The organism is Massilia terrae (genome assembly GCF_024753145.1).
In the GTDB taxonomy this organism is placed as follows: Bacteria; Pseudomonadota; Gammaproteobacteria; order Burkholderiales; family Burkholderiaceae_D; genus Telluria; species Telluria terrae.
Genome location: NZ_JANUGU010000001.1, coordinates 1,104,244 through 1,126,424 on the forward strand (window position 1 = coordinate 1,104,244; position 22,181 = coordinate 1,126,424).

16 protein-coding genes and 3 tRNA genes are annotated in these 22,181 nt (G+C 64.5%); 11 read left to right on the forward strand and 8 right to left on the reverse strand.

The window, feature by feature from the left end:
• Positions 1-11 precede the first annotated feature (11 nt).
• The 4 genes from NX778_RS04750 to hpnC all read right to left on the reverse strand — a co-directional run bounded on the left by NX778_RS04750 (position 12) and on the right by hpnC (position 3,283).
• On the reverse strand, positions 12-161 hold the full coding sequence (locus NX778_RS04750; RefSeq protein WP_258810517.1) for a hypothetical protein: 150 nt from the start codon (positions 159-161) through the stop codon (positions 12-14).
• Between the two features lie 31 nt (positions 162-192).
• Complete coding sequence (hpnE, locus tag NX778_RS04755; protein WP_258810518.1) at positions 193-1,581, reverse strand: hydroxysqualene dehydroxylase HpnE; 1,389 nt, start codon at positions 1,579-1,581, stop codon at positions 193-195.
• Positions 1,568-2,401, reverse strand: a complete 834-nt coding sequence (gene hpnD / locus NX778_RS04760) for a presqualene diphosphate synthase HpnD (RefSeq protein ID WP_258810519.1) — start codon at positions 2,399-2,401, stop codon at positions 1,568-1,570. The genes hpnE and hpnD overlap by 14 nt, the downstream gene beginning before the upstream one ends.
• A gap of 72 nt (positions 2,402-2,473) precedes the next feature.
• The gene (gene hpnC / locus NX778_RS04765; protein ID WP_258810520.1) at positions 2,474-3,283 is read right to left on the reverse strand and encodes a squalene synthase HpnC; all 810 of its coding nucleotides are present in this window, start codon (positions 3,281-3,283) and stop codon (positions 2,474-2,476) included.
• Between the two features lie 240 nt (positions 3,284-3,523).
• Here hpnC and NX778_RS04770 point away from each other — a divergent pair.
• From NX778_RS04770 to NX778_RS04810, 9 genes are all read left to right on the forward strand, one after another.
• Positions 3,524-3,610, forward strand: a tRNA-Leu gene (locus NX778_RS04770).
• A gap of 31 nt (positions 3,611-3,641) precedes the next feature.
• Entirely contained in the window at positions 3,642-4,982 is a 1,341-nt protein-coding gene (tig, locus tag NX778_RS04775; protein ID WP_258810521.1) for a trigger factor, read from the forward strand.
• Positions 4,983-5,090: 108 nt separating this feature from the next.
• Positions 5,091-5,708, forward strand: coding sequence for an ATP-dependent Clp endopeptidase proteolytic subunit ClpP (gene clpP / locus NX778_RS04780; protein WP_258810522.1), 618 nt, complete (start codon positions 5,091-5,093; stop codon positions 5,706-5,708).
• A gap of 150 nt (positions 5,709-5,858) precedes the next feature.
• Positions 5,859-7,127: an ATP-dependent Clp protease ATP-binding subunit ClpX gene (gene clpX / locus NX778_RS04785; protein ID WP_258810523.1), complete on the forward strand. Its 1,269-nt coding sequence runs from the start codon at positions 5,859-5,861 to the stop codon at positions 7,125-7,127.
• Between the two features lie 275 nt (positions 7,128-7,402).
• Positions 7,403-9,805 (forward strand): endopeptidase La, encoded by a 2,403-nt coding sequence (gene lon, locus NX778_RS04790; RefSeq protein ID WP_258810524.1) that lies wholly within the window; start codon positions 7,403-7,405, stop codon positions 9,803-9,805.
• A 302-nt stretch (positions 9,806-10,107) separates the two neighbouring features.
• Complete coding sequence (locus NX778_RS04795) at positions 10,108-10,380, forward strand: HU family DNA-binding protein (RefSeq protein WP_258810525.1); 273 nt, start codon at positions 10,108-10,110, stop codon at positions 10,378-10,380.
• Positions 10,381-10,464: 84 nt separating this feature from the next.
• Positions 10,465-10,541 (forward strand) — tRNA-Asp (locus NX778_RS04800).
• Between the two features lie 19 nt (positions 10,542-10,560).
• Positions 10,561-10,637: transfer RNA gene (locus NX778_RS04805), tRNA-Asp, on the forward strand.
• Positions 10,638-10,719: 82 nt separating this feature from the next.
• A complete protein-coding gene (locus NX778_RS04810; RefSeq protein WP_258810526.1) occupies positions 10,720-12,642 on the forward strand; it encodes a SurA N-terminal domain-containing protein in 1,923 nt (640 codons plus the stop codon).
• Between the two features lie 235 nt (positions 12,643-12,877).
• Here NX778_RS04810 and mnmH read toward each other — a convergent pair whose 3' ends face one another.
• Together mnmH and NX778_RS04820 are read right to left on the reverse strand one after the other, a co-directional pair.
• Entirely contained in the window at positions 12,878-13,933 is a 1,056-nt protein-coding gene (gene mnmH, locus NX778_RS04815; RefSeq protein WP_258810527.1) for a tRNA 2-selenouridine(34) synthase MnmH, read from the reverse strand.
• Positions 13,930-14,556, reverse strand: a complete 627-nt coding sequence (locus NX778_RS04820) for an arylesterase (RefSeq protein ID WP_258810528.1) — start codon at positions 14,554-14,556, stop codon at positions 13,930-13,932. The genes mnmH and NX778_RS04820 overlap by 4 nt, the downstream gene beginning before the upstream one ends.
• Here NX778_RS04820 and NX778_RS04825 point away from each other — a divergent pair.
• Positions 14,555-15,280 (forward strand): ABC transporter ATP-binding protein, encoded by a 726-nt coding sequence (locus tag NX778_RS04825; protein WP_258810529.1) that lies wholly within the window; start codon positions 14,555-14,557, stop codon positions 15,278-15,280. The two genes, NX778_RS04820 and NX778_RS04825, sit on opposite strands and share 2 nt — an antisense overlap.
• A 3-nt stretch (positions 15,281-15,283) precedes the next feature.
• Here NX778_RS04825 and NX778_RS04830 read toward each other — a convergent pair whose 3' ends face one another.
• Positions 15,284-16,828 carry an NAD(P)H-hydrate dehydratase gene (locus NX778_RS04830; RefSeq protein WP_258810530.1) on the reverse strand — a complete coding sequence of 515 codons (1,545 nt, stop codon included), beginning with the start codon at positions 16,826-16,828 and terminating at the stop codon, positions 15,284-15,286.
• Between the two features lie 66 nt (positions 16,829-16,894).
• Between NX778_RS04830 and NX778_RS04835 the strand changes: the two genes are divergently transcribed.
• Complete coding sequence (locus tag NX778_RS04835) at positions 16,895-20,503, forward strand: hydantoinase B/oxoprolinase family protein (protein ID WP_258810531.1); 3,609 nt, start codon at positions 16,895-16,897, stop codon at positions 20,501-20,503.
• Here the strand turns inward: NX778_RS04835 and NX778_RS04840 are convergent.
• Entirely contained in the window at positions 20,500-22,125 is a 1,626-nt protein-coding gene (locus tag NX778_RS04840; protein WP_258810532.1) for a tetratricopeptide repeat-containing response regulator, read from the reverse strand. The two genes, NX778_RS04835 and NX778_RS04840, sit on opposite strands and share 4 nt — an antisense overlap.
• Positions 22,126-22,181 lie beyond the last annotated feature (56 nt).

The window sequence follows — 22,181 nt, forward strand, 5'->3', positions numbered from 1 at the left end:
GGCTCCAGTGTTCAGTTGTGGCCGAGGGCCAGCGCGGCGGCGAATGCGGGCGCGTTATCCGCACGCATGACGCCGAGCAGGTCCGGCTTGACCAGCATGGCCGTGGCTGCGGCGACAAACGCCAGCAGGGCCAGTGTACGCAGTCCAAGTTGATGGTTCATTGCCATTCCGTCCATACCTTTGTTGATGCTCCTACTGTACGGAAGGGAGGTCGTCGTCGCCATCGGTATGCGACAGGCTGCCATTTTCGCGGGGCAGGGTGCGCCTGGACAGGATGGCTGTGGTCGCGCCCAGCGCGCTGCGCACGGCCGATTCCAGCGTGGCCGGGTATTCGCCGGCCGTGTAGTCGCCGGCCAGCGCCAGGCCGGGCAGCCGGGTGGCGTTGTCGGGACGGCGCAGGTTCGGGACGCAGGCGAAGGTGGCGCGCTTCTCCGTAATGACGCGGCTCCAGCGCGGCTGGGCCAGCGCGGGCATGCGCAGCGCATCGGCCAGCTGGGCGGCGATCTGCGCGGCCAGTTCATCCTGGTCCAGCGCGGCGGCCGCGCCCGAAGCGCTGACCACCACCGACAGCATGCCCGCATGGCCCGGGTCGAGCTGGCTGCGGTCGAATACGAACTGGCCCCAGTGGCCACCGGGACCGTCGACCAGCGCGGTTAGCGGCAGCGCCAGGCGCAATTGCGGATCGTATTGCAGGTAGCAGGTGGTGATCGGTTCGTAGCCGAAACCGTTCAGCTGCGCGATCAGGTCCGCCGTTTCAGGCAAGCCGTCAAGCAGGCGTGCGCTTTGCTGCGGCGGCGTGGCGAGAACGACGGCGTCAAAATGCTCGCCGTCGAGCAGCCAGCCGTCGCCATCCTGCGCCAGCGTTTCGACGCGGGCGCCGAGGCGCACTTCGCTGCCTCGGCTTTCGAGATAACGTGCGGCGGCGGCCGGGAACAGGGCGCCGAGGTCGATCCGCGGCAGCAGCATGTCCGACGCTGCGCGATTGGCCCCCAGGCTGTCGCGCAGGACCGCGAGGAAGACATTCGCCGACGCCTGATCCGGCGGCGTGTTCAGCGCTGCGAGGCACAGCGGATGCCACATCAGCTTCGCGAGGCGTTCGGTCTGGTCGAAGCGCTCCAGCAGCTCGGCCACGCTGCAGTCCTCATTGAGTTTCCAGTCCATCCAGCGTGCGCTGGTGGTGAAGCGCGCAAGCGCGAGCTTGTCGGCGCGTTCGAGTCCTTTGGCGCGCAGCAGCGCGATCGCCATATGCCACGGCGCCGGCAGGCGCGGCGCGACGAAGTCCATGCCGCCGGAGTGCGGCGGGTAGCGCATCTGGAGCGGCAGCCGCAGGAAGGCGGCCGCGGGATCGATGCCGACCTGGCGCAGCAGGCGCAGCGTGTCGCGGTAGGCGCCCAGCAGGATGTGCTGGCCGTTGTCGAGCGTAAGGCCATTGACCTCGACGGCGCGCGCGCGCCCGCCCAGCGTGCGGGCGGCTTCGAACAGCGTGACCTTGCAACCGGCGCGCGCCAGTCCGACGGCGCTGGCGCAACCGGCCCAGCCGCCGCCGACCACCGCGACGCGGCGGGCTTCAGCTGCGCACATAGGTCTTCCACGCCAGCCACAGCTTGCGCAGCGGCGTCAGCGAAATGCGCTGGGTCAGGACATGGAAGTGGTCGCGCTCGATCTCGTCGAGCAGGGTGCGGTAGATGGCCGACATCATCAGGCCGGGGCGCTGGGCGCGCCGGTCTTCCTTCGGCAGCAGCGCCATCGCCTCGTCGTAGTAGGCCCGCGCGCGGTCGGCCTGGAACTTCATCAGCGCCTCGAACTTGTCGCTGTGGCGCGCGTTGAGGATGTCGGCCGCGGTCACGCCGAACTGCTGCAGCTCGTTGACCGGCAGGTAGATGCGCCCCTTGCGTGCATCCTCGCCGACGTCGCGGATGATGTTCGTGAGCTGGAAAGCGAGGCCGAGCTTCTCCGCGAACTGCAAAGTCTGCGGGTTCGACACGCCGAAGATGCTGGCCGACAGGATGCCGACCACGCCGGCCACGTGGAAGCAGTAGTGCTTCAGGCCCGCGAAGTCGAGGTAGCGGCTCTGGTTCAGGTCCATCTCCATGCCTTCGACGATGGCCTGGATGTGCGGCTCATGCAGCTGGTAGGTGGCCAGGTGCGGCTTGAGCGCCTGCGTTACCGGATGCGTCGGGGTGCCGTTGTACATCGCCGAGATCTCGGTGCGCCACCACGCCAGCTTGATGCGCGCGACCGATTCGTCGGTGGCGTTGTCGACCGTGTCGTCCAGCTCGCGGCACAGCGCATACAGCGCCGTGATCGCGCGGCGGCGCTCGGGTTCCAGGAACAGGAAGCTGTAGTAGAAGCTGGAGCCGCTCTGGACGGTCTTTTGCTGGCAGTATTCGTCGGGAGACATGTAAGGACAAACAAATTTGCGAATCCGCTATCTTAGCCGATGGCCAAGGCGCTGGGCAGTATTGGATGTGTCTTACATACGGATTGCGCGCCAGATGATCACGATCCAGTCGCGCCAGTGCAGCTGGGGGCGGTGGCGGAAGACATCGTAGCCGTGGCGCTCGATCGCTTCCAGGATGCGCAGGCCGCCCTGGACCACCATGCGCAGTTCGAGGCCGATGCGGCCCGGCAGGCGCTTGGGCAGGGCCGCGCCTTCCAGCATCAGCCCACGGGCACGGTCAAGCTCGAAGCGCATCAGTTCGCGCCAGGGCTGGTCGACTTGAGCGCGGGCGATGGTGTCGGGCGTGACGCCGAAGCGGGCCAGGTCGTCCAGCGGCAGGTAGATGCGGCCCTTGTTCCAGTCGATCGCGACGTCCTGCCAGAAGTTGATCAGCTGGAGCGCGCTGCAGATCGCGTCGGACTCGCGCAGGCTGCGATCGTCGGTGGCGCCGTACAGGGCCAGCATCAGGCGGCCGACCGGATTGGCCGAGCGGCGGCAGTAATCGAGCAGGGAAGGGTAGTCGGGGTAGCGCTGCGTGACCACGTCCTGCTTGAACGCGGACAGCAGGTCGCGCATCGGCTGCAGCGGCAGCTGGTATTGTGCGACGACTGTTGCCAGGCGCGCGAACATCGGGTCCGCCACGGCCTCGTCGCGTTCGATCGCATCGAGCTGCGCTTCGTAGGCCGACAGTGCGGCCAGGCGTTCGGCGGGCGCGGCGTCGCCTTCGTCGGCCAGGTCGTCGGCGCTGCGCGCGAAAGCATAAATCGCCTCAACCGCCGGCACCAGGCGGCGCGGCATCAGGATCGACGCGACAGGGAAATTTTCGTAATGGTCTACTGCCATCTGGGGGCGGGCGGGGCCTGGTAATGTGGTGCGCCATTATAGGTCATGCATATTTTGACAATCGCGATGCTTGCCGCTTCGCCAAGCCGCGCACACCACTGAGCAAAAAACGCTCCAATCGTGTCAGAAAATCCAGTAAAATAACGGGTTGAAGTTGTAGCCCCTAAACAGCGGAGTGCAGGGCGGCCGGTTTCACTGTCGGGCGCCCTTTGTTTTTGTGGCAAGATCCAGCAATCCTGCGCGAGGATGGCGAAATTGGTAGACGCACCAGGTTTAGGTCCTGACGCCAGCAATGGTGTGGGGGTTCGAGTCCCCCTCCTCGCACCACGAACAATTTATTTTTTGGACGATTTTTACAATGGCAACTGAAGTCGAAACCCTGGGTAAGCTCGAGCGTCGCTTGACCATCTCCGTTCCGGTCGCGGACGTGCGTACCGAAGTCGAAAAGCGCCTCAAGCAACAGGCGAAAACGGCGCGCGCCCCCGGCTTCCGTCCTGGCAAAGTGCCGATGAAGATGGTCGCCGCGCAGTACGGCTACCAGATCGAAAGCGACGTGCTGAACGACAAGGTCGGCCGCGCATTCAATGTCGCCGCCAACGAAGCCGAACTGAAAGTCGCCGGCTTCCCGAAAATCGAGCCGAAGCAGGATGCGCCGGAAGGCACGCTGGCATTCGATGCCACCTTCGAAGTCTATCCGGAAGTCGTGATCCCGGACCTGGCCAACGTCGAAGTCGAGACCGTCAAGACCGACGTGTCGGACGCCGAAATCGACAAGACCATCGACATCCTGCGCAAGCAGCGCGTGCACTTCCACACCAAGGGTGAGGCAGGCGAGCACGGCAGCGGCGGCGAGCCGGTGGCTGCCAATGGCGACCGCGTGACCGTGGACTTCGTCGGCCAGATCGATGGCGTCGAATTCGCCGGCGGCAAGGCCGACGACTACGCATTCGTGCTGGGCGAAGGCCGCATGCTGCCGGAATTCGAAGCCGCCACCGTTGGCCTGAAAGTGGGCGAGTCGAAGACCTTCGACCTGCACTTCCCGGAGGACTACCATGGCAAGGACGTGGCCGGCAAGACCGCCCAGTTCACCATCACCCTGAAGAAGCTGGAGTGGGCGCACCTGCCGGAAGTCGACGCCGAGTTCGCCAAATCGCTGGGCATCGACAACGGCGACATCGCCAAGATGCGCGAAGACATCAAGGTCAACCTGGAGCGTGAAGTCAACGCCCGCATCAAGGCCCGCAACAAGGAAGCCGTGATGGATGCGCTGGTCAAGGCCACCGAACTGGACGTGCCGAAGGTCATGATCGAGCAGGATGCGCAGCGCCTGGCCGAGATGACCCGCCAGGACATGGCCCAGCGCGGCATGGACGTCAAGAACCTGCCGTTCCAGAACGAATGGTTCGCGCCGAAGGCCGAGCGCCGCGTGCGCCTGGGCCTGATCCTGGGCCAGCTGGTCAATGACCAGAACCTGCAAGCCACCTCGGAGCAGGTCAAGGCCCAGATCGAAGACTTCGCGCAGAGCTACGAAGATCCGAAGGAAGTCCTGAAGTACTATTACAGCGACCGTCGCCGCCTGGGCGAGGTGGAAGCTCTTGTATTGGAAGAAAACGTCGTTAACTATGTGCTCGGCAAGGCAAAAGTGTCGTCGAAAGACGTCGCTTTCGACGAACTGATGGGTAGCAACCCGGCGGCCTAAGCGCCAAGGTAGACTATCTCTTCAAGACTGCGAAACCGGCGTTCATCGTCGTCCCCGCGCAGCGGGTACGGCGGTAGCGCCGGTTTCGAACATTAAAAGGATCGCAACATGTACCGTAATCCGGCATTGGACACTCAAGCACTCGGCCTCGTGCCGATGGTGGTCGAACAGAGCGGCCGCGGCGAACGCGCATACGACATCTACTCGCGCCTGCTGAAGGAGCGTGTCGTCTTCCTGGTGGGTCCGGTCAACGACCAGATGGCCAACCTGATCGTGGCCCAGCTGCTGTTCCTGGAGAGCGAGAACCCGGACAAGGACATCTCGCTGTACATCAACTCGCCGGGTGGTTCGGTGTCGGCTGGCCTGGCCATCTTCGACACGATGAACTTCATCAAGCCGGACGTGTCGACCCTGTGCACCGGCCTGGCCGCCTCGATGGGCGCCTTCCTGCTGGCCGCCGGCGCCAAGGGCAAGCGCTATTCGTTGCCGAATTCGCGCGTGATGATCCACCAGCCGTCCGGCGGTTCCCAGGGCATGGCCTCGGACATCGAGATCCAGGCCAAGGAAATCCTCTACCTGCGCGAACGCCTGGCCCGCATCATGGCCGAAAACACCGGCCAGAGCGTCGAGCAGATCCACAAGGATACCGACCGCGACCGCTTCATGTCGGGCGAGGAAGCCGTAGCCTATGGTCTGATCGACAAGGTGCTGACCAACCGCGCTTGATGCACCCCACAAGGTGTTGCTGAAATACGCCCGGGCGTGAGCGCGTTCGGGCGTTTCTTTTTCATTTCGGGTAGCATGAGCATGTCGTGCGCACTTGTTGCGCCCCCGTATTAGCGTTATATTCATAGCAATTCAACAGAATCCTGCCCCATGTCTGACAAAAAATCCTCTAGCGGCGAAAAACTTCTGTACTGCTCGTTCTGCGGCAAAAGCCAGCACGAGGTGAAAAAGCTCATCGCAGGTCCATCGGTCTTCATCTGCGACGAGTGCATCGATCTGTGCAACGACATCATCCGCGACGAGACCTCGAGCGTGGAATCCGTGGCCGGCGCCAAGTCCGACCTGCCGACCCCGCACGAGATCAGCGCGCTGCTGGACCAGTACGTCATCGGCCAGCAGACCGCCAAGCGCATCCTGTCGGTGGCCGTGTACAACCATTACAAGCGCCTCAAGCACCTGGGCAAGAAGGACGACGTCGAACTGGCCAAGAGCAACATCCTGCTGGTAGGCCCGACCGGTTCCGGCAAGACCCTGCTGGCGCAGACGCTCGCGCGCATGCTCAACGTGCCGTTCGTGATCGCCGACGCGACCACGCTGACGGAAGCCGGCTATGTCGGCGAGGACGTCGAGAACATCATCCAGAAGCTGCTGCAGAGCTGCAACTACGAGGTTGAAAAGGCCCAGCGCGGCATCGTCTACATCGACGAAATCGACAAGATCTCGCGCAAGTCCGACAACCCGTCGATCACGCGCGACGTGTCCGGCGAAGGCGTGCAGCAGGCCCTGCTCAAGCTGATCGAAGGCACCATGGCATCGGTGCCGCCGCAGGGTGGCCGCAAGCACCCGAACCAGGACTTCGTCCAGATCGACACGACCAACATCATGTTCATTTGTGGCGGCGCCTTCGATGGCCTGGCCAAGATCATCCAGAACCGTTCGGAAAAGTCCGGCATCGGTTTCGCGGCCAGCGTCAAGAGCCAGTCCGAGCGTTCCAATTCCGACCTGCTGATGGAAGTGGAGCCGGAAGACCTGATCAAGTTCGGCCTGATCCCGGAACTGGTCGGCCGCCTGCCGGTGGTCGCCACCCTGTCCGAGCTGACCGAGGAAGCGCTGATCCAGATCCTGATCGAGCCGAAGAACGCGCTGATCAAGCAGTACTCCAAGCTGCTCGAAATGGAAGGCGCGGAGCTGGAAATCCGCCCGGCCGCATTGCACGCCATCGCCCGCAAGGCGTTGGCCCGCAAGACCGGCGCGCGCGGCCTGCGTTCGATTCTTGAGCATGCATTGCTTGACGTGATGTACGAGCTGCCGAACCAGCAAAACGTCGTGAAAGTCGTGATCGATGAGAATACGATCACGAATGGCGCGAAACCTTTGCTGATTTACAGCGAACCGGCGAAAGCTTCCGGAGAAAATTAAAATTTTCCGGGCGGATACGCCACAAAAGGGCTTGAAGCGCTGAACTTTGGCGGTACAATTTTCCTCAATAAAAGACGCGGCTTCAATCGAAAAGCCACTCTCGCGGCGCCATCCGCGAAGGTGGCTTTTTTCATTACGGTAGCGACTTTTATTGGATTGGAACGACGTGGGTTTGACCGGATAAAGTTTTACTTGTAGAAAATTTTTCCCAAGCGGGCCTTGTTTTTAGGCCGCCGACGCCCAACATCGTCAACACGCTTTTTATAAGGTATGCCATGACAACTTCGAAATTAACCGAACAAACGACGCTGCCCCTGTTGCCGTTGCGCGACGTGGTCGTGTTCCCGCATATGGTGATACCGCTGTTCGTTGGCCGGCCCAAGTCGATCAAGGCACTCGAAGCCGCGATGGAGCAGGGCAAGAGCATCATGCTGGCTGCCCAGAAAGCCGCCGCCAAGGACGAACCTTCCGCAGCCGATATCTACGAGATCGGCTGCGTGGCCAATATTCTGCAAATGCTGAAGCTGCCGGACGGCACCGTGAAGGTGCTGGTCGAAGGCGCCCAGCGTGCGCGCATCGACCACATCAGCGATACCGCCAGCCATTTCGTGGCCGAGCTGACCCCGGTCGATTCCGAGACTGGCGACGACTCCGAAGTCGAGGCGATGCGCCGCGCGATCGTCCAGCAGTTCGACCAGTACGTCAAACTGAACAAGAAGATCCCGCCCGAGATCCTGGCCTCGCTGGCCGGCATCGACGACGCCGGCCGCCTGGCCGACACCGTGGCCGCCCACCTGCCGCTCAAGCTCGAGCAGAAGCAGGTGATCCTCGAGATCTTCAACGTCGCCAAGCGCCTTGAGCACCTGCTCGGCCAGCTCGAGGGCGAACTCGACATCCTGCAGGTCGAGAAGCGCATCCGTGGCCGCGTCAAGCGCCAGATGGAGAAGTCGCAGCGCGAGTACTACCTGAACGAACAGGTCAAGGCCATCCAGAAGGAACTGGGCGAAGGCGAAGAAGGCGCCGACATCGAGGAGCTGGAGAAGAAGATCGTCGCCGCCCGCATGCCGAAAGAGGCGCTGGAAAAGGCGCAGGCCGAGATCAAGAAGCTCAAGCTGATGTCGCCGATGTCGGCCGAAGCCACCGTCGTGCGCAACTACATCGACACCCTGGTCGGCCTGCCGTGGAAGAAGAAGTCCAAGGTCAACAACGACCTGGAGAACGCGCAAAAGGTGCTGGATGCCGACCACTACGGACTCGAGAAGATCAAGGAACGCATCCTCGAATACCTCGCGGTGCAGCAGCGCGTGGACAAGCTGAAGGCGCCGATCCTGTGCTTCGTCGGTCCTCCGGGCGTCGGCAAGACTTCGCTCGGCCAGTCGATCGCCAAGGCGACCAACCGCAAGTTCGTGCGGATGGCGCTGGGCGGCGTGCGTGACGAAGCCGAGATCCGCGGCCACCGCCGCACCTACATCGGTTCGATGCCGGGCAAGGTGCTGCAGTCGCTGGCCAAGGTCGGTGTGCGCAACCCGCTGTTCCTGCTCGACGAGATCGACAAGATGGGCGCGGACTTCCGCGGCGACCCGTCGTCGGCCCTGCTCGAAGTGCTGGACCCGGAACAGAACCACACGTTCTCGGACCACTACATCGAAGTCGACTTCGACCTGTCGGACGTGATGTTCGTGGCGACCTCGAACTCCTTCAACATCCCGCCGGCGCTGCTGGACCGGATGGAAGTGATCCGCCTGTCGGGTTACACCGAGGACGAGAAGACCAGCATCGCGCTGCGCTACCTGCTGCCCAAGCAGCTGAAGGCGAACGGCCTGAAGGACGATGAGATCCGCGTCGACGAGTCCGCGATCCGCGACATCATCCGCTACTACACCCGTGAAGCGGGCGTGCGTTCGCTGGAACGCGAAGTGTCGAAGATCTGCCGCAAGGTGGTGAAGATGCTGCTGATGAAGAAGTCGGAGAAGCGCGTCACGGTCGGCGCCAAGAACCTCGACAAGTTCCTGGGCGTGCGCCGTTACGACTTCGGCGTGGCCGAGAAGCAGAACCAGGTGGGCCAGGTGGTCGGCCTGGCGTGGACCGAAGTCGGTGGCGACCTGCTCACCATCGAAGCGGTCAACGTGCCGGGCAAGGGCCAGATCGTGCGCACCGGTACGCTGGGCGAAGTGATGAAGGAGTCGATCGAGGCAGCCCGCACGGTGGTGCGCAGCCGCGCCCAGCGCCTTGGCATCAAGCAGGAGGTGTTCGAGAAGAGCGACATCCACATCCACGTGCCGGAAGGCGCGACGCCGAAGGATGGTCCGTCCGCAGGTATCGCGATGACCACGGCGCTGGTGTCGATCTTCACCGGCATCCCGGTGCGTGCCGACGTCGCGATGACCGGCGAGATCACGCTGCGTGGCGAGGTCCTGCCGATCGGCGGCCTGAAGGAGAAGCTGCTGGCAGCCCAGCGCGGCGGCATCAAGACGGTGCTGATCCCCGAGCAGAACGTGAAGGACCTGGCCGACGTGCCGGACAACGTGAAGAACAAGCTCGAGATCATCCCGGTGCGCTGGATCGAGAAGGTGCTGGAAGTGGCGCTGGAACGCCAGCCGGAGCCGCTGGTCGAAGTGACCCAGGTGCCGGTGACCGCCGGCGCCACGGAAGGTTCGGGCGAGGTCGTCAAGCACTAAGCTTCGCTGCAACAACAGAAGAGGCGCCCAAGCGGCGCCTCTTTTTTTGTTATCCGTAAAACCGTCGTCCCGGCGCAGGCCGGGACCCATAGACCGCTTGCGTCGTCGAACATCGATAGAGCCGCAGGCGACCCGCCCTCAGCATGGGTCCCGGCCTCCGCCGGGACGACGAAGCTTGGTTTCGCGCCGCCTCCTGCTAATCTCAACATCCCCCCACCAATGTTGCTTGACACAATCATTCCCCAACTTGTTTAATACCGCCTTGCACTTTTGCGGTCACGTCGAAACAAAGAGGGAATTTAGTGAACAAAACTGAACTGATCGAAGAAATCGCGAAGTCCGCGGACATCACCAAAGCCTCGGCCACACGCGCCCTCGACGCCATGCTGACCGCCGTCACGGAAACCCTGAAGAAGAACGAAAGCGTGACCCTGGTCGGCTTCGGCACCTTCACCGTCGGCGAGCGCGCCGCGCGCACCGGCCGCGATCCGCGCACCAAGGAAGCCATCAAGATCAAAGCTGCGCGCGTACCGAAATTTAAGGCTGGTAAAGCGCTGAAAGATGCTGTAAACTAATGCTTCTTCGCTGCTGTGACAGCAGCGGGAATGTCTGGCAAGCAGGGCCTTGGGCCGCTACCGGACATGTAGCAAGTAGCTTGTGGAGCGGTAGCTCAGTTGGTTAGAGTATCGGCCTGTCACGCCGAGGGTCGCGGGTTCGAGCCCCGTCCGCTCCGCCACAAACTACGACAGGAATTTGGAGCGGTAGCTCAGTTGGTTAGAGTATCGGCCTGTCACGCCGAGGGTCGCGGGTTCGAGCCCCGTCCGCTCCGCCAAATTCAGAAAACAGGGCGAACGAGAGTTCGCCTTTTTTTTTAGTTACGCTGTTTAACGCTTACATCACGAGTAATCGCCGACATGTTTGAATTTATCCGTACTCACCAGCGCCTGATGCAGATCCTTTTGGCCTTGCTGATCGTGCCGTCGTTCGTTCTGGTGGGCGTCAGCAGCTACGAGAACCGCGGCGGTGCCGATAACAGCGTGGCGATGGTCGACGGCCACGCGGTCACCCAGCAGGATTGGGAGCAGGCGCAGCGCCAGCAGATCGACCAGTACCGCCGCATGGCCGGCCCGCAGTTCGATCCGAAGATGTTCGAGACGCCGGAAGCCAAGCAGGCCATCCTCGACAACCTGGTCGCTGAGCGTTCGGTCAACCGTGAGATCGCCAAGAATAATATGACGGTGACGGATGCCAGCCTGCAGAAGGCGATCCTCGACATCCCGACCTTCCGCAAGCCGGACGGCAGCTTCGACATGGACACCTACAAGGCCGTGCTGCAGTCGCAGGGCATGAGCCCGGCGATGTTCGACCAGCGCATGCGCCATGACATGGCGGTCCAGCAGCTGGCCAGCTCGGTGCAGGCCACCGCGTTCACGCCGCGCAGCGTCACCGCGCACCTGTCGGACATCAGCGCCCAGGAACGTGAAGTCGAAGAGATGGCCTTCCCGCTGTCCGAATTCGCCGCCAAGGTCAACGTGACGCCGGAAATGGTCAAGGCCTACTACGACAAGCATCCGGAGCAGTTCCAGGTGCCGGAGCAGGCGAAGGCCGAATACCTTGTGCTGGATCCGAGCGCGGTCGAGAGCCAGGTGGCGGTGTCGGATGCCGAGATCGCCGACGCCTACAACAAGAACAAGGACAAGTTCTCGACGCCCGAGAAGCGCACCGCCAGCCACATCCTGGTCGCGCTGAAGAAGGACGCATCGGCCGACGAGCAAGCCAAGGCCAAAGCCAAGGCCGACAAGCTGCTGGCCGAGGTGCGCAAGAACCCGGCCGATTTCGCGAAGATCGCCAAGGCCAATTCGGATGACCCGGGTTCGGCGGAGCTGGGCGGCGACCTCGGCGAAGTGCAGAAGGGCCTGTTCGTGAAGCCGGTCGAAGACGCGATCTACGCGCTGAAGGAAGGCCAGGTCAGCGACCTGGTGAAGTCGGAATTCGGCTACCACATCATCAAGGTCACCGCGGTCAAGCCGGCGGCCCAGGAGACGCTGGAAGAAGCCAAGCCGCAGATCGCAGCGGAGCTGAAGAAGCAGAAGATGTCGAAGAAGTACTCGGAGATGGCTGAGCTGTTCACCAATACCGTGTACGAGCAGGCCGACAGCCTGAAGCCGGCCGCCGACAAGCTGGGCCTGAAGATCCAGACCGTGGATGGCCTGAACCGCACGCCGAATCCGAAGCTGGGCACCGCGCCGTACAACAACGCCAAGTTCCTGACTGCGCTGTTCTCGCTTGACTCCATCAAGAACAAACGCAACACCGAAGCGGTGGAAGTCGCGCCGAGCACGCTGGTATCGGGCCATGTGATCGAGTTCAAGCCGGCCACCAAGCGTCCGCTGGCCGAAGTGGAAGCGGACATCCGCCAGCGCGTGACGGCGGACGAGGCGATGCTCCTGGCGAAGCAGGCCGGCGAGGCCAAGCTGGCCGCGGCCAAGGCGTCTGGCGATGCCACCGGTTTCGGCGCACCGAAGACCGTGTCGCGCGCCAAGCAGCCGGAGATCAACCCGACCGCGGCTGTCGCGGTGATGAAGGCCGATGTGAGCAAGCTGCCGGCCTATGTGGGCGTGGAGCTGCCGGGCCAGGGTTATGGCGTGTATCGCATCTCGAAGGTCGGCCAGCCGGCGCAACCCGACGAGGCGCGCCGCAAGCAGGAAGCCGAGCAGGTGAACCAGGCGCTGGCTGCGCAGGAGATGTACGGCTTCATCGAGGTCCTGAAGCAGAAGGCCAAGGCCAAGGTCACCGTCAAGGCGGCGGACCTGGGTGCGAAGGCTGACGGCCAGTAAGCGTAGATCGTCGCAAAAAGAATGCCCGGCTGTGTGCCGGGCTTTTTGTTTTTGGTTTGCCCGTCGTCCCGGGCGGGAACGACGGTTTGGATTTATCGAATAAGCTCACACGTCGTCCCCGCGCAGGCGGGGACCTATAGAACGCGTAGGTAGTGGAGCGATGAGCCGCTAGCCGGGAGGCTCAGCATGGGTTCCGGCCTGCGCCGGGACGACTGTTTTGAGGGTAGTGGTACGGTCAGGCGCCGTGCAAGGTGTGTGCGGCTTTGATGAAATCGTCCTTGCCGATATCGCTCATCTCCAAGACTTGCGCATCCCCGAACCGCAGGAAATTCCGGTCAATCGACCGCAGGTACGCCGGATCGTAGTGGTCCACCAGCAGCTGGTCCACCAGCTCCGCCATCCGCCCGGTATTCGCCAGCTCATGCCACGCCCCGATCTTCTCGCGCCCGTGCAGCTGCACCAGATGATCCAGCTGCGCATTCAGCAGCGCCGGATCCTTCATGAAGTGATCGTAATCCTCGATCAGCAGCCGCACCCGGTTCGCGCGCGACAGCATCAAGGACACGCACGGCGACGAACGCATCATTGCCATCACCGCATCCGGCACGCGCAGGTTGCCGACCTTCTTGCTCTCCGATTCGACGAACACCGGCTTGGACATGTCGAACTTGCGCAACGTGTCCCAGATCAGGCTCTCGAAGCGCTTTTGCGACGGCTGCGGTTCGTCCGGCAGGTTGCCGAGCACCGAGCCTCGGTGCGCCGCCAAGCGCTCGAGGTCGAGCACCTGCGCCCCGATCCCGGCCAGGGTCTCCAGCAAGCGGCTCTTGCCGCTGCCCGTGGTCCCGCAGATGACGCGGAACGGCACCGGCGCCGGATTCTCCAGCGCGGCCGCGACATAGGCGCGGTAAGCCTTGTAGCCGCCATCGAGCTGCACCACCGGCCAGCCCACCTTCGCGAGGATGTGCGCCATCGACCCACTGCGGTTCCCGCCGCGCCAGCAGTACACCAACGGTTTCCAGTCGCGCGGCTTGTCCTGCCACAGCGTCTCGATGTGGTGCGCGATATTGCGGGCCACCAGCGGCGCGCCGATCTTCTTCGCTTCGAACGCATTGACCTGCTTGTAGGTTGTGCCGACCAGGATGCGCTCCTCGTCGTTCAGGACCGGGCAGTTGATCGCGCCCGGCAGGTGATCGAGCGCGAATTCGGATTCGCTGCGGGCATCGATGATGGTGTCGAACTGGTCCAGCTGGGGCAGGATCTCGTCGAAGTTCAGTACGGCGGGGTATTTCATTGCGATTTGAGGAGTGCGGAAAACTTGGGCCAGATATTGGCCAGGATGGTCGGGTGGGCGGCAGCGACCGGATGCATGCGGTCGCCCTGGAACAGGGCCGGCTTGTCGGCCACGCCGTCGAGCATGAACGGCACCAGCTGCGTCTTGGTCTCGTCCGCGACCTTCTTGTACATGCCGTAGAACTGTTCGGTGTACGCGCGGCCGTAGTTGGGCGGCATACGCATCCCCACCAGCAGGACCCTGGCGTGGTCCTTCTTCGCCATGTCGACCATGCTGCGCAGGTTCGCTTCGGCGGCTTGCACCGGCAGGCCGCGCAGGCCGTCGTTGGCGCCGAGCTCGATCACCACGAGCGCAGGATGGTACTGGCCCAGCAGCGCCGGCAGGCGGGTGCGGCCGCCGCTGGTGGTCTCGCCGCTGATGCTGGCGTTGACGACGGTGGCGTCCACCTTCTGGGCCTTGAGCTTCTGTTCCAGCAGCGCGACCCAGCCCGTGCCGCGCGCGAGGCCATATTCCGCGGACAGGCTGTCGCCCACCACCAGCACGGTTTTTGGTGCAGAATAGGCGCTTGCGGCGCCGAGCAGCAGCGCGGCGCCCACCGCCACTTTCTTGAGAACTCCAAGCATGCGTGATAATCCCGAGGCTTTGAAAACTGATGCGTCCGCGCGCGGCGAACGGCGGCCGGCGATCGAAGTGGCCGGCCTGTCGAAGCGGGTGGCGGACGCCAGCGGCGAACTCACCATCCTGCACGACATCGATTTTACCGTGCAACCGGCCGAGACGCTCGCCTTGGTTGGGGCCTCGGGTTCCGGAAAATCGACGCTGCTGGGGCTCCTCGCGGGGCTGGATACGCCCAGCACCGGCAGGGTCATCCTCGACGGCGTCGATATCTTCGCGCTCGACGAGGACGGCCGCGCCGCGTTCCGCAAGGCCCGGCTGGGCTTCGTGTTCCAGTCCTTCCAGCTGCTCGCGCACCTGAACGCGCTGGAAAACGTGATGCTGCCGCTCGAACTGCGCGGCGATTCGAATGCCAAACAGAAGGCGCAGGCCATGCTGGAACGTGTCGGCCTGGCGAGCCGCCTCAAGCACTATCCCAAGTACCTGTCCGGTGGCGAGCAGCAGCGCGTGGCGCTGGCTCGAGCCTTCGTCACCGAGCCGCCGCTGCTGTTCGCGGATGAACCGACCGGCAGCCTCGATGCCGCCACCGGCGAGGCGGTGATCCAGCTGATGTTCGAGCTGAATCGTGAACGCGGCTCAACCCTCGTGCTGGTCACGCACGATCCCTCGATCGCGGCGCGCTGTGGCCGTATCATCACCATCGCCGCCGGCCGGATTGTCGCCCCGGCCTGAGTCTCAGTTCCCGGCCGCCTGTCGCACCAGCCGGTTCAGGATCGAGCGGATCGCCGGCGCCAGCTCGCCTGCCGCCATGCCGATCGGCCCGACCCCGCTGTCCACCAGTTCATCCGCGGCTGTGCCGTGCATCCAGACCGCGCCCAGCGCCGCACCCAGCGGCCCCCAGCCTTGAGCGAGCAGGGCGCCGCACACGCCGCTGAGCACATCGCCGGTGCCGCCGGTGGCCAGGCCTGGATTGCCCGTTGGGTTGATCACCATCGTATGCGATTTGTTCTCGGCGATGATCGTGCCTGAGCCCTTGAGCACCACGGTCGCGTTGAAGCGGCCGGAGATCTCGCGCGCGGCTTCGATACGGTCGGCTTGCACCACCGCGGCGGTCACCCCCAATAGCCGGGCCGCCTCCAGCGGATGCGGCGTAAGGATGGCCGGGGCTTTGCGCTGCGCCAGTTGCGCTTGCAGTGCGGTGTCGCCACTGACCCGGTTCAGGGCATCGGCATCGATGACCAGCGGTGAGTCACTGCCGATGAGCTTTGCCAGCAGCCGCGCCGCCGTCGGCGCTTCGCCCATGCCGGGACCGGCGACCACTGTGCGGCCACTGAAGTCGAAGCTGCCGGCGACACGAAACATCAGTTCCGGGTGCATGCTGTCATGGCAAAGCGCGGGGTCGAGCGCGGCGACGAACACGCGGCCCGCGCCGGACAGGAGCGCGGCGCGTGCGGCCAGCACCGGAGCGCCCGCCATTCCTTGCGCTCCACCGAGTATCGCGATGTCGCCGAAACTGCCCTTGTGCGAGTTCTGCGGCCGGCGCGCCGCCTTCAGTTCGGCGCCAAACAGGGCAGGGCCGTTCAGGCATGCGCTCGGCGCAGGAAATTCATGCGAGGCGATGCCCAGGTCGTCGACCCGGACGCAGCCTGCGTGATCGCGGCCGTCGCAGGTGTGCAGGCCCGGCTTGTTGCCGATGAAGGTGATGGTGTGGGTGGCAGTGACGGCGACGCGATCGGGGCCGCTGCCGATCACCGTGCCGGTATCTGCATCGAGCCCGCTCGGAACATCCAGCGCGAGTACCGGGCAGCCGTAGTCGTGCAGGAGCCGGGCGATCTCGGCATGGCGGCCCTGTAGTGGACGTGCGAGGCCGATGCCGAACATCCCATCGACGACGAGGCCAAGCTGCAGGTGTTCAGGCAATGCGTCGATGAACTGCGCTCCGGACGCCTGCGCGCGCTGCAGCGCCTGGGTGGTCTCCAGCGAAGCCGCCCCACTGCCGGGCAGGTGCAGCACCAGCGTCTCGACCCCGGCCTCGCGCAATCCTGCGGCCGTTTCGAGCGCGTCGCCGCCGTTGTTGCCCGGACCGGCAACCAGCAGGACCGGAAGCTTGCGATGGTCGCCCAGCAGCGCCAGTGCAAAGCGCGTGGCCGCCGCGCCGGCCCGCCGCATCAGCACATCGTCGCCGAGCACCATCGCGGCGGACCGTTCGACCATCCTGATCTTTTCGACGCTGTAGAGCAGATTGTCCATGACTTGCGATCCGTGACCCCGATAGTGCATTTTCGCTAAAATCCGCCGCCTGCGCGACTACAATGTGCGCTTGGATCACAAAGCTCGGAGAAAAGCATGGATTGGCAGTTCTGGATCGATCGTGGGGGTACCTTCACCGACATCGTCGCGCGTCGCCCCGATGGCCGGCTGGCGACCCACAAGCTCCTGTCGGAAAATCCCGAGCAGTACCGAGACGCGGCGGTGGCCGGCATTCGCCATCTGCTGGACCTGGCGGCGGGCGAGCCGGTTCCGGCGCGCCGGGTGGAAGCAGTCAAGATGGGCACCACGGTCGCCACCAACGCCCTGTTGGAGCGCAAGGGCGAGCCGACCGCACTGGCGATCACCCGCGGCTTTCGCGACGCGCTGCGCATCGCCTACCAGAACCGGCCGCGCTTGTTCGACCGCCATATCGTGCTGCCGGAGCTGCTGTACCAGTCCGTGATCGAGATCGACGAGCGGGTCGGCGCCCACGGCGAGGTATTGCAGCCGCTGGACGAGGAAGCCGCGCGCGCTGCGCTGCAGCAGGTCTACGACAGTGGCCTGCGCTCGCTGGCCATCGTTTTCATGCATGGCTACCGCTACCGTGAGCATGAACAGGCCGTGGCGCGCATCGCGCGCCAGATCGGCTTCACCCAGGTCTCGACTTCGCACCAGGCCAGCCCGCTCATGAAACTCGTGGCGCGCGGCGACACCACCGTGGTCGACGCTTACCTGTCCCCGATCCTGCGGCGCTATGTCGACCAGGTCGCGTCCGAGCTGCCGGGCGTGAACCTGCAGTTCATGCAGTCGAGCGGCGCGCTGACCGATGCCCGCACCTTCCATGGCAAGGACAGCATTCTTTCCGGCCCGGCCGGCGGCATCGTGGGCATGGTGCGCGCGAGCCAGCTGGCCGGTTTCGACCGTGTAATCGGCTTCGACATGGGCGGCACCTCGACCGACGTGTCGCACTTCTCGGGAGAATTCGAGCGCGTGTTCGAGACCCGCGTGGCCGGCGTGCGAATGCGGGCGCCGATGATGAGCATTCACACCGTGGCCGCAGGCGGCGGTTCGATCCTGCATTTCGACGGCAGCCGCTACCGCGTGGGGCCGGACAGCGCGGGTGCGAATCCCGGACCGGCCAGTTACCGGCGCGGCGGGCCACTTACTGTCACCGATTGCAATGTCATGCTCGGCAAAATCCAGCCGCGCCATTTTCCCCGTCTGTTCGGGCCGAGCGCGGACCAGCCGCTCGACCACGACACCGTTCGGGAGCAGTTCGTGGCCATGGCGCAGCGAATTGGGGAGGCTACCGGTAGCACGCCGACGCCGGAAGCGGTGGCCGAAGGCTTCATCCAGATCGCGGTCGGGAACATGGCGAATGCGATCAAGCAGATATCGGTGCAGCGCGGGCATGATGTGACCGAATACGCGCTCACCAGCTTCGGCGGCGCCGGTGGCCAGCACGCTTGCCTGGTCGCGGACGCTCTCGGCATGAAGACCGTGTTCGTCCACAGCCTGGCCGGCGTGCTGTCGGCCTACGGCATGGGCCTCGCGGACCAGGGCGCGCTGCGCGAGCATGCGGTCGAGCGGCGTTTGCGCGACGTCGGCGCCGGCGACCTCGAACGGCAGCTCGACAGCCTCGGCGAGGCCGCTCGTTCGGACCTGCTGGCGCAAGGCGTCGCCGCCGGGCGCATCGAGCTGCTGCGCCGTGTCCACCTGCGCTACGAAGGCACGGATTCCGCGCTCGTCGTGTCCTTCGATACCGTCGACAAGATGAAGGAGCAGTTCGAGGCTGCCTATAAACGCCGCTTCTCCTTCCTGATGCCGTCGAAGGAGCTGGTGGTCGAGGCGATTTCGGTTGAGGCGCTGGGCCGCTCGGACGCGCCGCCGGAAGCTGTGCAAGCGGCCATCGAACGCAGCGCCGCACTCGCACACAAGGAACAGGTGCGGATGTTCGGGGCCGGCGAATGGCACGACACGGGGATCTACGAGCGCGCCGACATCGGCCCTGGCGATATCATCAATGGGCCGGCCATCATCGCCGAGAAGAACGCGACCACCGTGGTGGAAGCGGGCTGGCAGGCCGAAGTCACGCGCTACAACCATCTGGTGCTGACGCGGGTGGCGGCGCTGCCACAGCGGCGCGCGATCGGCACTACGGCCGATCCGGTCATGCTGGAGATCTTCAACAACCTGTTCATGTCCATCGCCGAGCAGATGGGCCTGCGCCTGCAGAACACGGCCTATTCGGTCAACATCAAGGAACGGCTCGACTTCAGTTGCGCGATCTTCGACGCCGCCGGCAATTTGGTCGCGAATGCGCCCCATATGCCGGTCCACCTCGGCTCGATGGGAGAGAGCATCAAGACCGTGATGACAGCGAACGCCGGCAAGATGAAGGCCGGCGACGTCTACGTGCTCAACGACCCATACCATGGCGGCACCCACCTTCCGGACGTGACGGTGATCTCGCCGGTGTTCGACGAAACCGGCGCCGAGATTTTGTTCTACGTCGGCTCGCGCGGCCATCATGCGGATATCGGCGGCACCACGCCGGGGTCGATGCCGCCGGACTCCGTGCATATCGAGGAAGAGGGCGTCCTGATCAACAACTTCAAGCTGGTCGATGGCAGCGACGGCGTGCTGCGCGAGGCCGAGGCGCGCGCGCTGCTGTCAGGCGCCCGCTACCCGGCGCGCAATCCGGACCAGAACATGGCTGACTTGCGCGCGCAGGTGGCGGCCAACCAGAAGGGAGTCGAGGAGCTGCGCAAGATGGTCGCGCACTTCGGTCTCGATGTCGTGCGCGCCTATATGGGGCACGTGCAGGACAACGCGGAGGAAGCGGTACGGCGAGTGATCACGGCGCTCAAGGATGGCGGCTTCGTGGTCGATCTTGACAACGGCGCACGCATCCAGGTGGCGATCCGCGTGGACCGCGCACAGCGCAGCGCGCAGATCGATTTCAGCGGCACCTCCGGCCAGCTGCAGAACAACTTCAACGCGCCCTCGGCGGTGTGCATGGCAGCCGTGCTGTACGTGTTCCGCACGCTGGTGGACGACGATATACCGCTCAACGCCGGCTGCCTCAAGCCGCTCAAGGTCATCATTCCGCCCGGTTCAATGCTCAACCCGGACTATCCGGCATCAGTGGTGTCGGGGAACGTGGAGACGTCGACCTGCATCACCAACGCGCTATACGGCGCGCTGGGCGTGATGGCGGCATCGCAGGGCACGATGAACAACTTCACCTTCGGGAACGCCAAGTACCAGTACTACGAGACGATCAGTGGTGGTTCCGGCGCGGGCGAAGGCTTCGACGGCACCGACGTGGTGCAGACCAATATGACCAACTCGCGCTTGACCGATCCCGAGATCCTGGAGTTCCGCTTCCCGGTGCGGCTGGAGAGCTACGAGATCCGCAAGGATTCGGGCGGGGCTGGGCGCTGGCACGGCGGGAACGGCGGGGTGCGCAAGGTGCGCTTCCTGGAGCCGATGACCGCGGCGATCCTGTCGAACAATCGTGTGTATGCGCCGTTCGGCATGGCCGGCGGCGAGCCCGGCGCGCGCGGCGTCAACTACATCATCCGGGCCGATGGCCATGTCGAGCACCTCGGCCACATCGGCAAGGTCGGCATGGAGGTGGGTGATGTGTTCGTCATCGAGACGCCGGGTGGTGGGGGATATGGCAAAACGACGCTTGGTTAGCTCGCAATACCGTACTTGCGCCGCGTGGCGTTGTACTCGTTGAGCAGCGGCTGAAGGCGCGGATGGTCCGGCGCCTGTTCGCGGATCTTTTCCAGCTGCGCGTGGCATAGCTCGCCCATCGGGTGCTCCCAGCCCAGTTCGTTCATCTGGCGCAGGATGCCGCCCGCGACCGCCAAGGTCACCTTCATGCTCTGCGGCGCCATGTGCAGCGCCTCGAGCAGCGTCTGCACCGCGCCGCGCATGTCGCCCATATTGCGCTTCTCGTCGGCCACGCCCAGCAGGATCTGCGCCTGCGTGTCGAGCTGCTCGCCGATGGCGCGCGCGAGATCGTTGCGCCCCGCCTTCGCGAACACGTCCATCGCCTGCTCGGTGCTCACTTCGCTGTTCACGTCGTTCAGCACGGCCATCATCACGTCCGACGCTTCGCCGTCGAGTTTCTGGGCCAGGCAGGAACGCGACAGCGACATCTTCAGGTTCGCGCTCAGCCCGGTGGCCGCGCGCACGCCGTGGGCCGCGACTTTCAGGTCGCTGGCCGCGGCGATGCCGTTGCCCGCCGCCTCGTGCATCAGGGCGTTGGCGTAGGCCTTGCACACGTCCAGCGCCGGGTTGCCGCGGAAGGCCCGCTCGAGGTCGCGCAGCACGTTTGTGGCCTGCTCGCTGTCGCCCTTTTTCGCGAGCGCCCGCACCAGGTTGACGTGGTCTTCGGGCGTGCGAAATTCCGAATAGCGGGCCTTGCCGACCACCTGCTTGAACGACTTCTCGGCGATCCCCGCGTCGCCGGCATCCAGCGCGACCTCGCCCAGCTTGCGCAAGCGGCGCACCACGTGCGGCGAAATCGCCACCGCCTGCTCCAGCACCTCCTTGGCCTTCGCCGGCGCGCCCTGCGCCTCGTGGCAGCGTGCCAGCAGGTCATAGGCGCCCATCAGCTGGGGATTGGCCTTGATGAGTTCTTCCAGCGAGGCGCGGGCCTCGTCGATGCGTCCCAGCGAGAACATGGTGCGCGCCAGCCCGAGGTGCGCCCAGCCCAGCGGCCGGGTGTCGAAGATCGCGCGGTAGACTTTCTCGGCCTCGGCGTATTCCTTGAGGTTGACATGCATCTCGGCGCGCAGGCGCGCGAAATCGGTCGCGAAGCGCGGGTGCGCCGCCTCGGCCTTGACGCAGGAGCGGATCGCTTCGCGCAGGTTGCCCTGGCCGATCAGCTGGAAGGTCGGCAGGAAGGCGGCGCGCCGTTCCAGCGCGCGGTTGACGCGCTGCACCAGGGTGTCGACGGTGAAGGGCTTGAGGATGTAGTCGGTCGGCTGCAGCTCGGCCGCGCCCAGCACCTTGCTGTAAACCGCTTCGGAGGTGAGCATGATGAAAATGGTGAGCAGGCCAATCAGGCGGTGGTGGCGCAGGTCTTCGAGCAACTGCTGGCCGTCCTGGCCCTCGGCGCTGCCGCCCAGGTCGTATTCACACAGGATGATGTCGTAGGAGCGCCGCATCAGCTGCTTGACGGCGGTACCGGCGTTGACGGCGTATTCCACCTTGCTGATGCCGGCCTGGCCCAGCATGTTCTGGATGCTGCCGCGCATGCCTGGATTGGGGTCGATGACCAGCACCGACAAATGACTGTTCTGTTGCATCTCGCTCCCTGGGACCGACCGGTTCGCGCGCCTCTCCCGCGCCGCCAGTTTCTTTC

Excerpts from the sequence above, each read along its gene's own strand:
- NX778_RS04810 (WP_258810526.1), top strand. The coding sequence starts at position 10,720 with ATGTTTGAATTTATCCGTACTCACCAGCGCCTGATGCAGATCCTTTTG.
- hpnE (WP_258810518.1), bottom strand. The coding sequence starts at position 1,581 with ATGTGCGCAGCTGAAGCCCGCCGCGTCGCGGTGGTCGGCGGCGGCTGG.
- clpP (WP_258810522.1), top strand. The coding sequence starts at position 5,091 with ATGTACCGTAATCCGGCATTGGACACTCAAGCACTCGGCCTCGTGCCG.
- NX778_RS04840 (WP_258810532.1), bottom strand. The coding sequence starts at position 22,125 with ATGCAACAGAACAGTCATTTGTCGGTGCTGGTCATCGACCCCAATCCA.
- hpnC (WP_258810520.1), bottom strand. The coding sequence starts at position 3,283 with ATGGCAGTAGACCATTACGAAAATTTCCCTGTCGCGTCGATCCTGATG.
- lon (WP_258810524.1), top strand. The coding sequence starts at position 7,403 with ATGACAACTTCGAAATTAACCGAACAAACGACGCTGCCCCTGTTGCCG.
- tig (WP_258810521.1), top strand. The coding sequence starts at position 3,642 with ATGGCAACTGAAGTCGAAACCCTGGGTAAGCTCGAGCGTCGCTTGACC.
- NX778_RS04825 (WP_258810529.1), top strand. The coding sequence starts at position 14,555 with ATGCGTGATAATCCCGAGGCTTTGAAAACTGATGCGTCCGCGCGCGGC.
- hpnD (WP_258810519.1), bottom strand. The coding sequence starts at position 2,401 with ATGTCTCCCGACGAATACTGCCAGCAAAAGACCGTCCAGAGCGGCTCC.
- NX778_RS04750 (WP_258810517.1), bottom strand. The coding sequence starts at position 161 with ATGAACCATCAACTTGGACTGCGTACACTGGCCCTGCTGGCGTTTGTC.
- mnmH (WP_258810527.1), bottom strand. The coding sequence starts at position 13,933 with ATGAAATACCCCGCCGTACTGAACTTCGACGAGATCCTGCCCCAGCTG.
- clpX (WP_258810523.1), top strand. The coding sequence starts at position 5,859 with ATGTCTGACAAAAAATCCTCTAGCGGCGAAAAACTTCTGTACTGCTCG.
- NX778_RS04830 (WP_258810530.1), bottom strand. The coding sequence starts at position 16,828 with ATGCACTATCGGGGTCACGGATCGCAAGTCATGGACAATCTGCTCTAC.
- NX778_RS04835 (WP_258810531.1), top strand. The coding sequence starts at position 16,895 with ATGGATTGGCAGTTCTGGATCGATCGTGGGGGTACCTTCACCGACATC.
- NX778_RS04820 (WP_258810528.1), bottom strand. The coding sequence starts at position 14,556 with ATGCTTGGAGTTCTCAAGAAAGTGGCGGTGGGCGCCGCGCTGCTGCTC.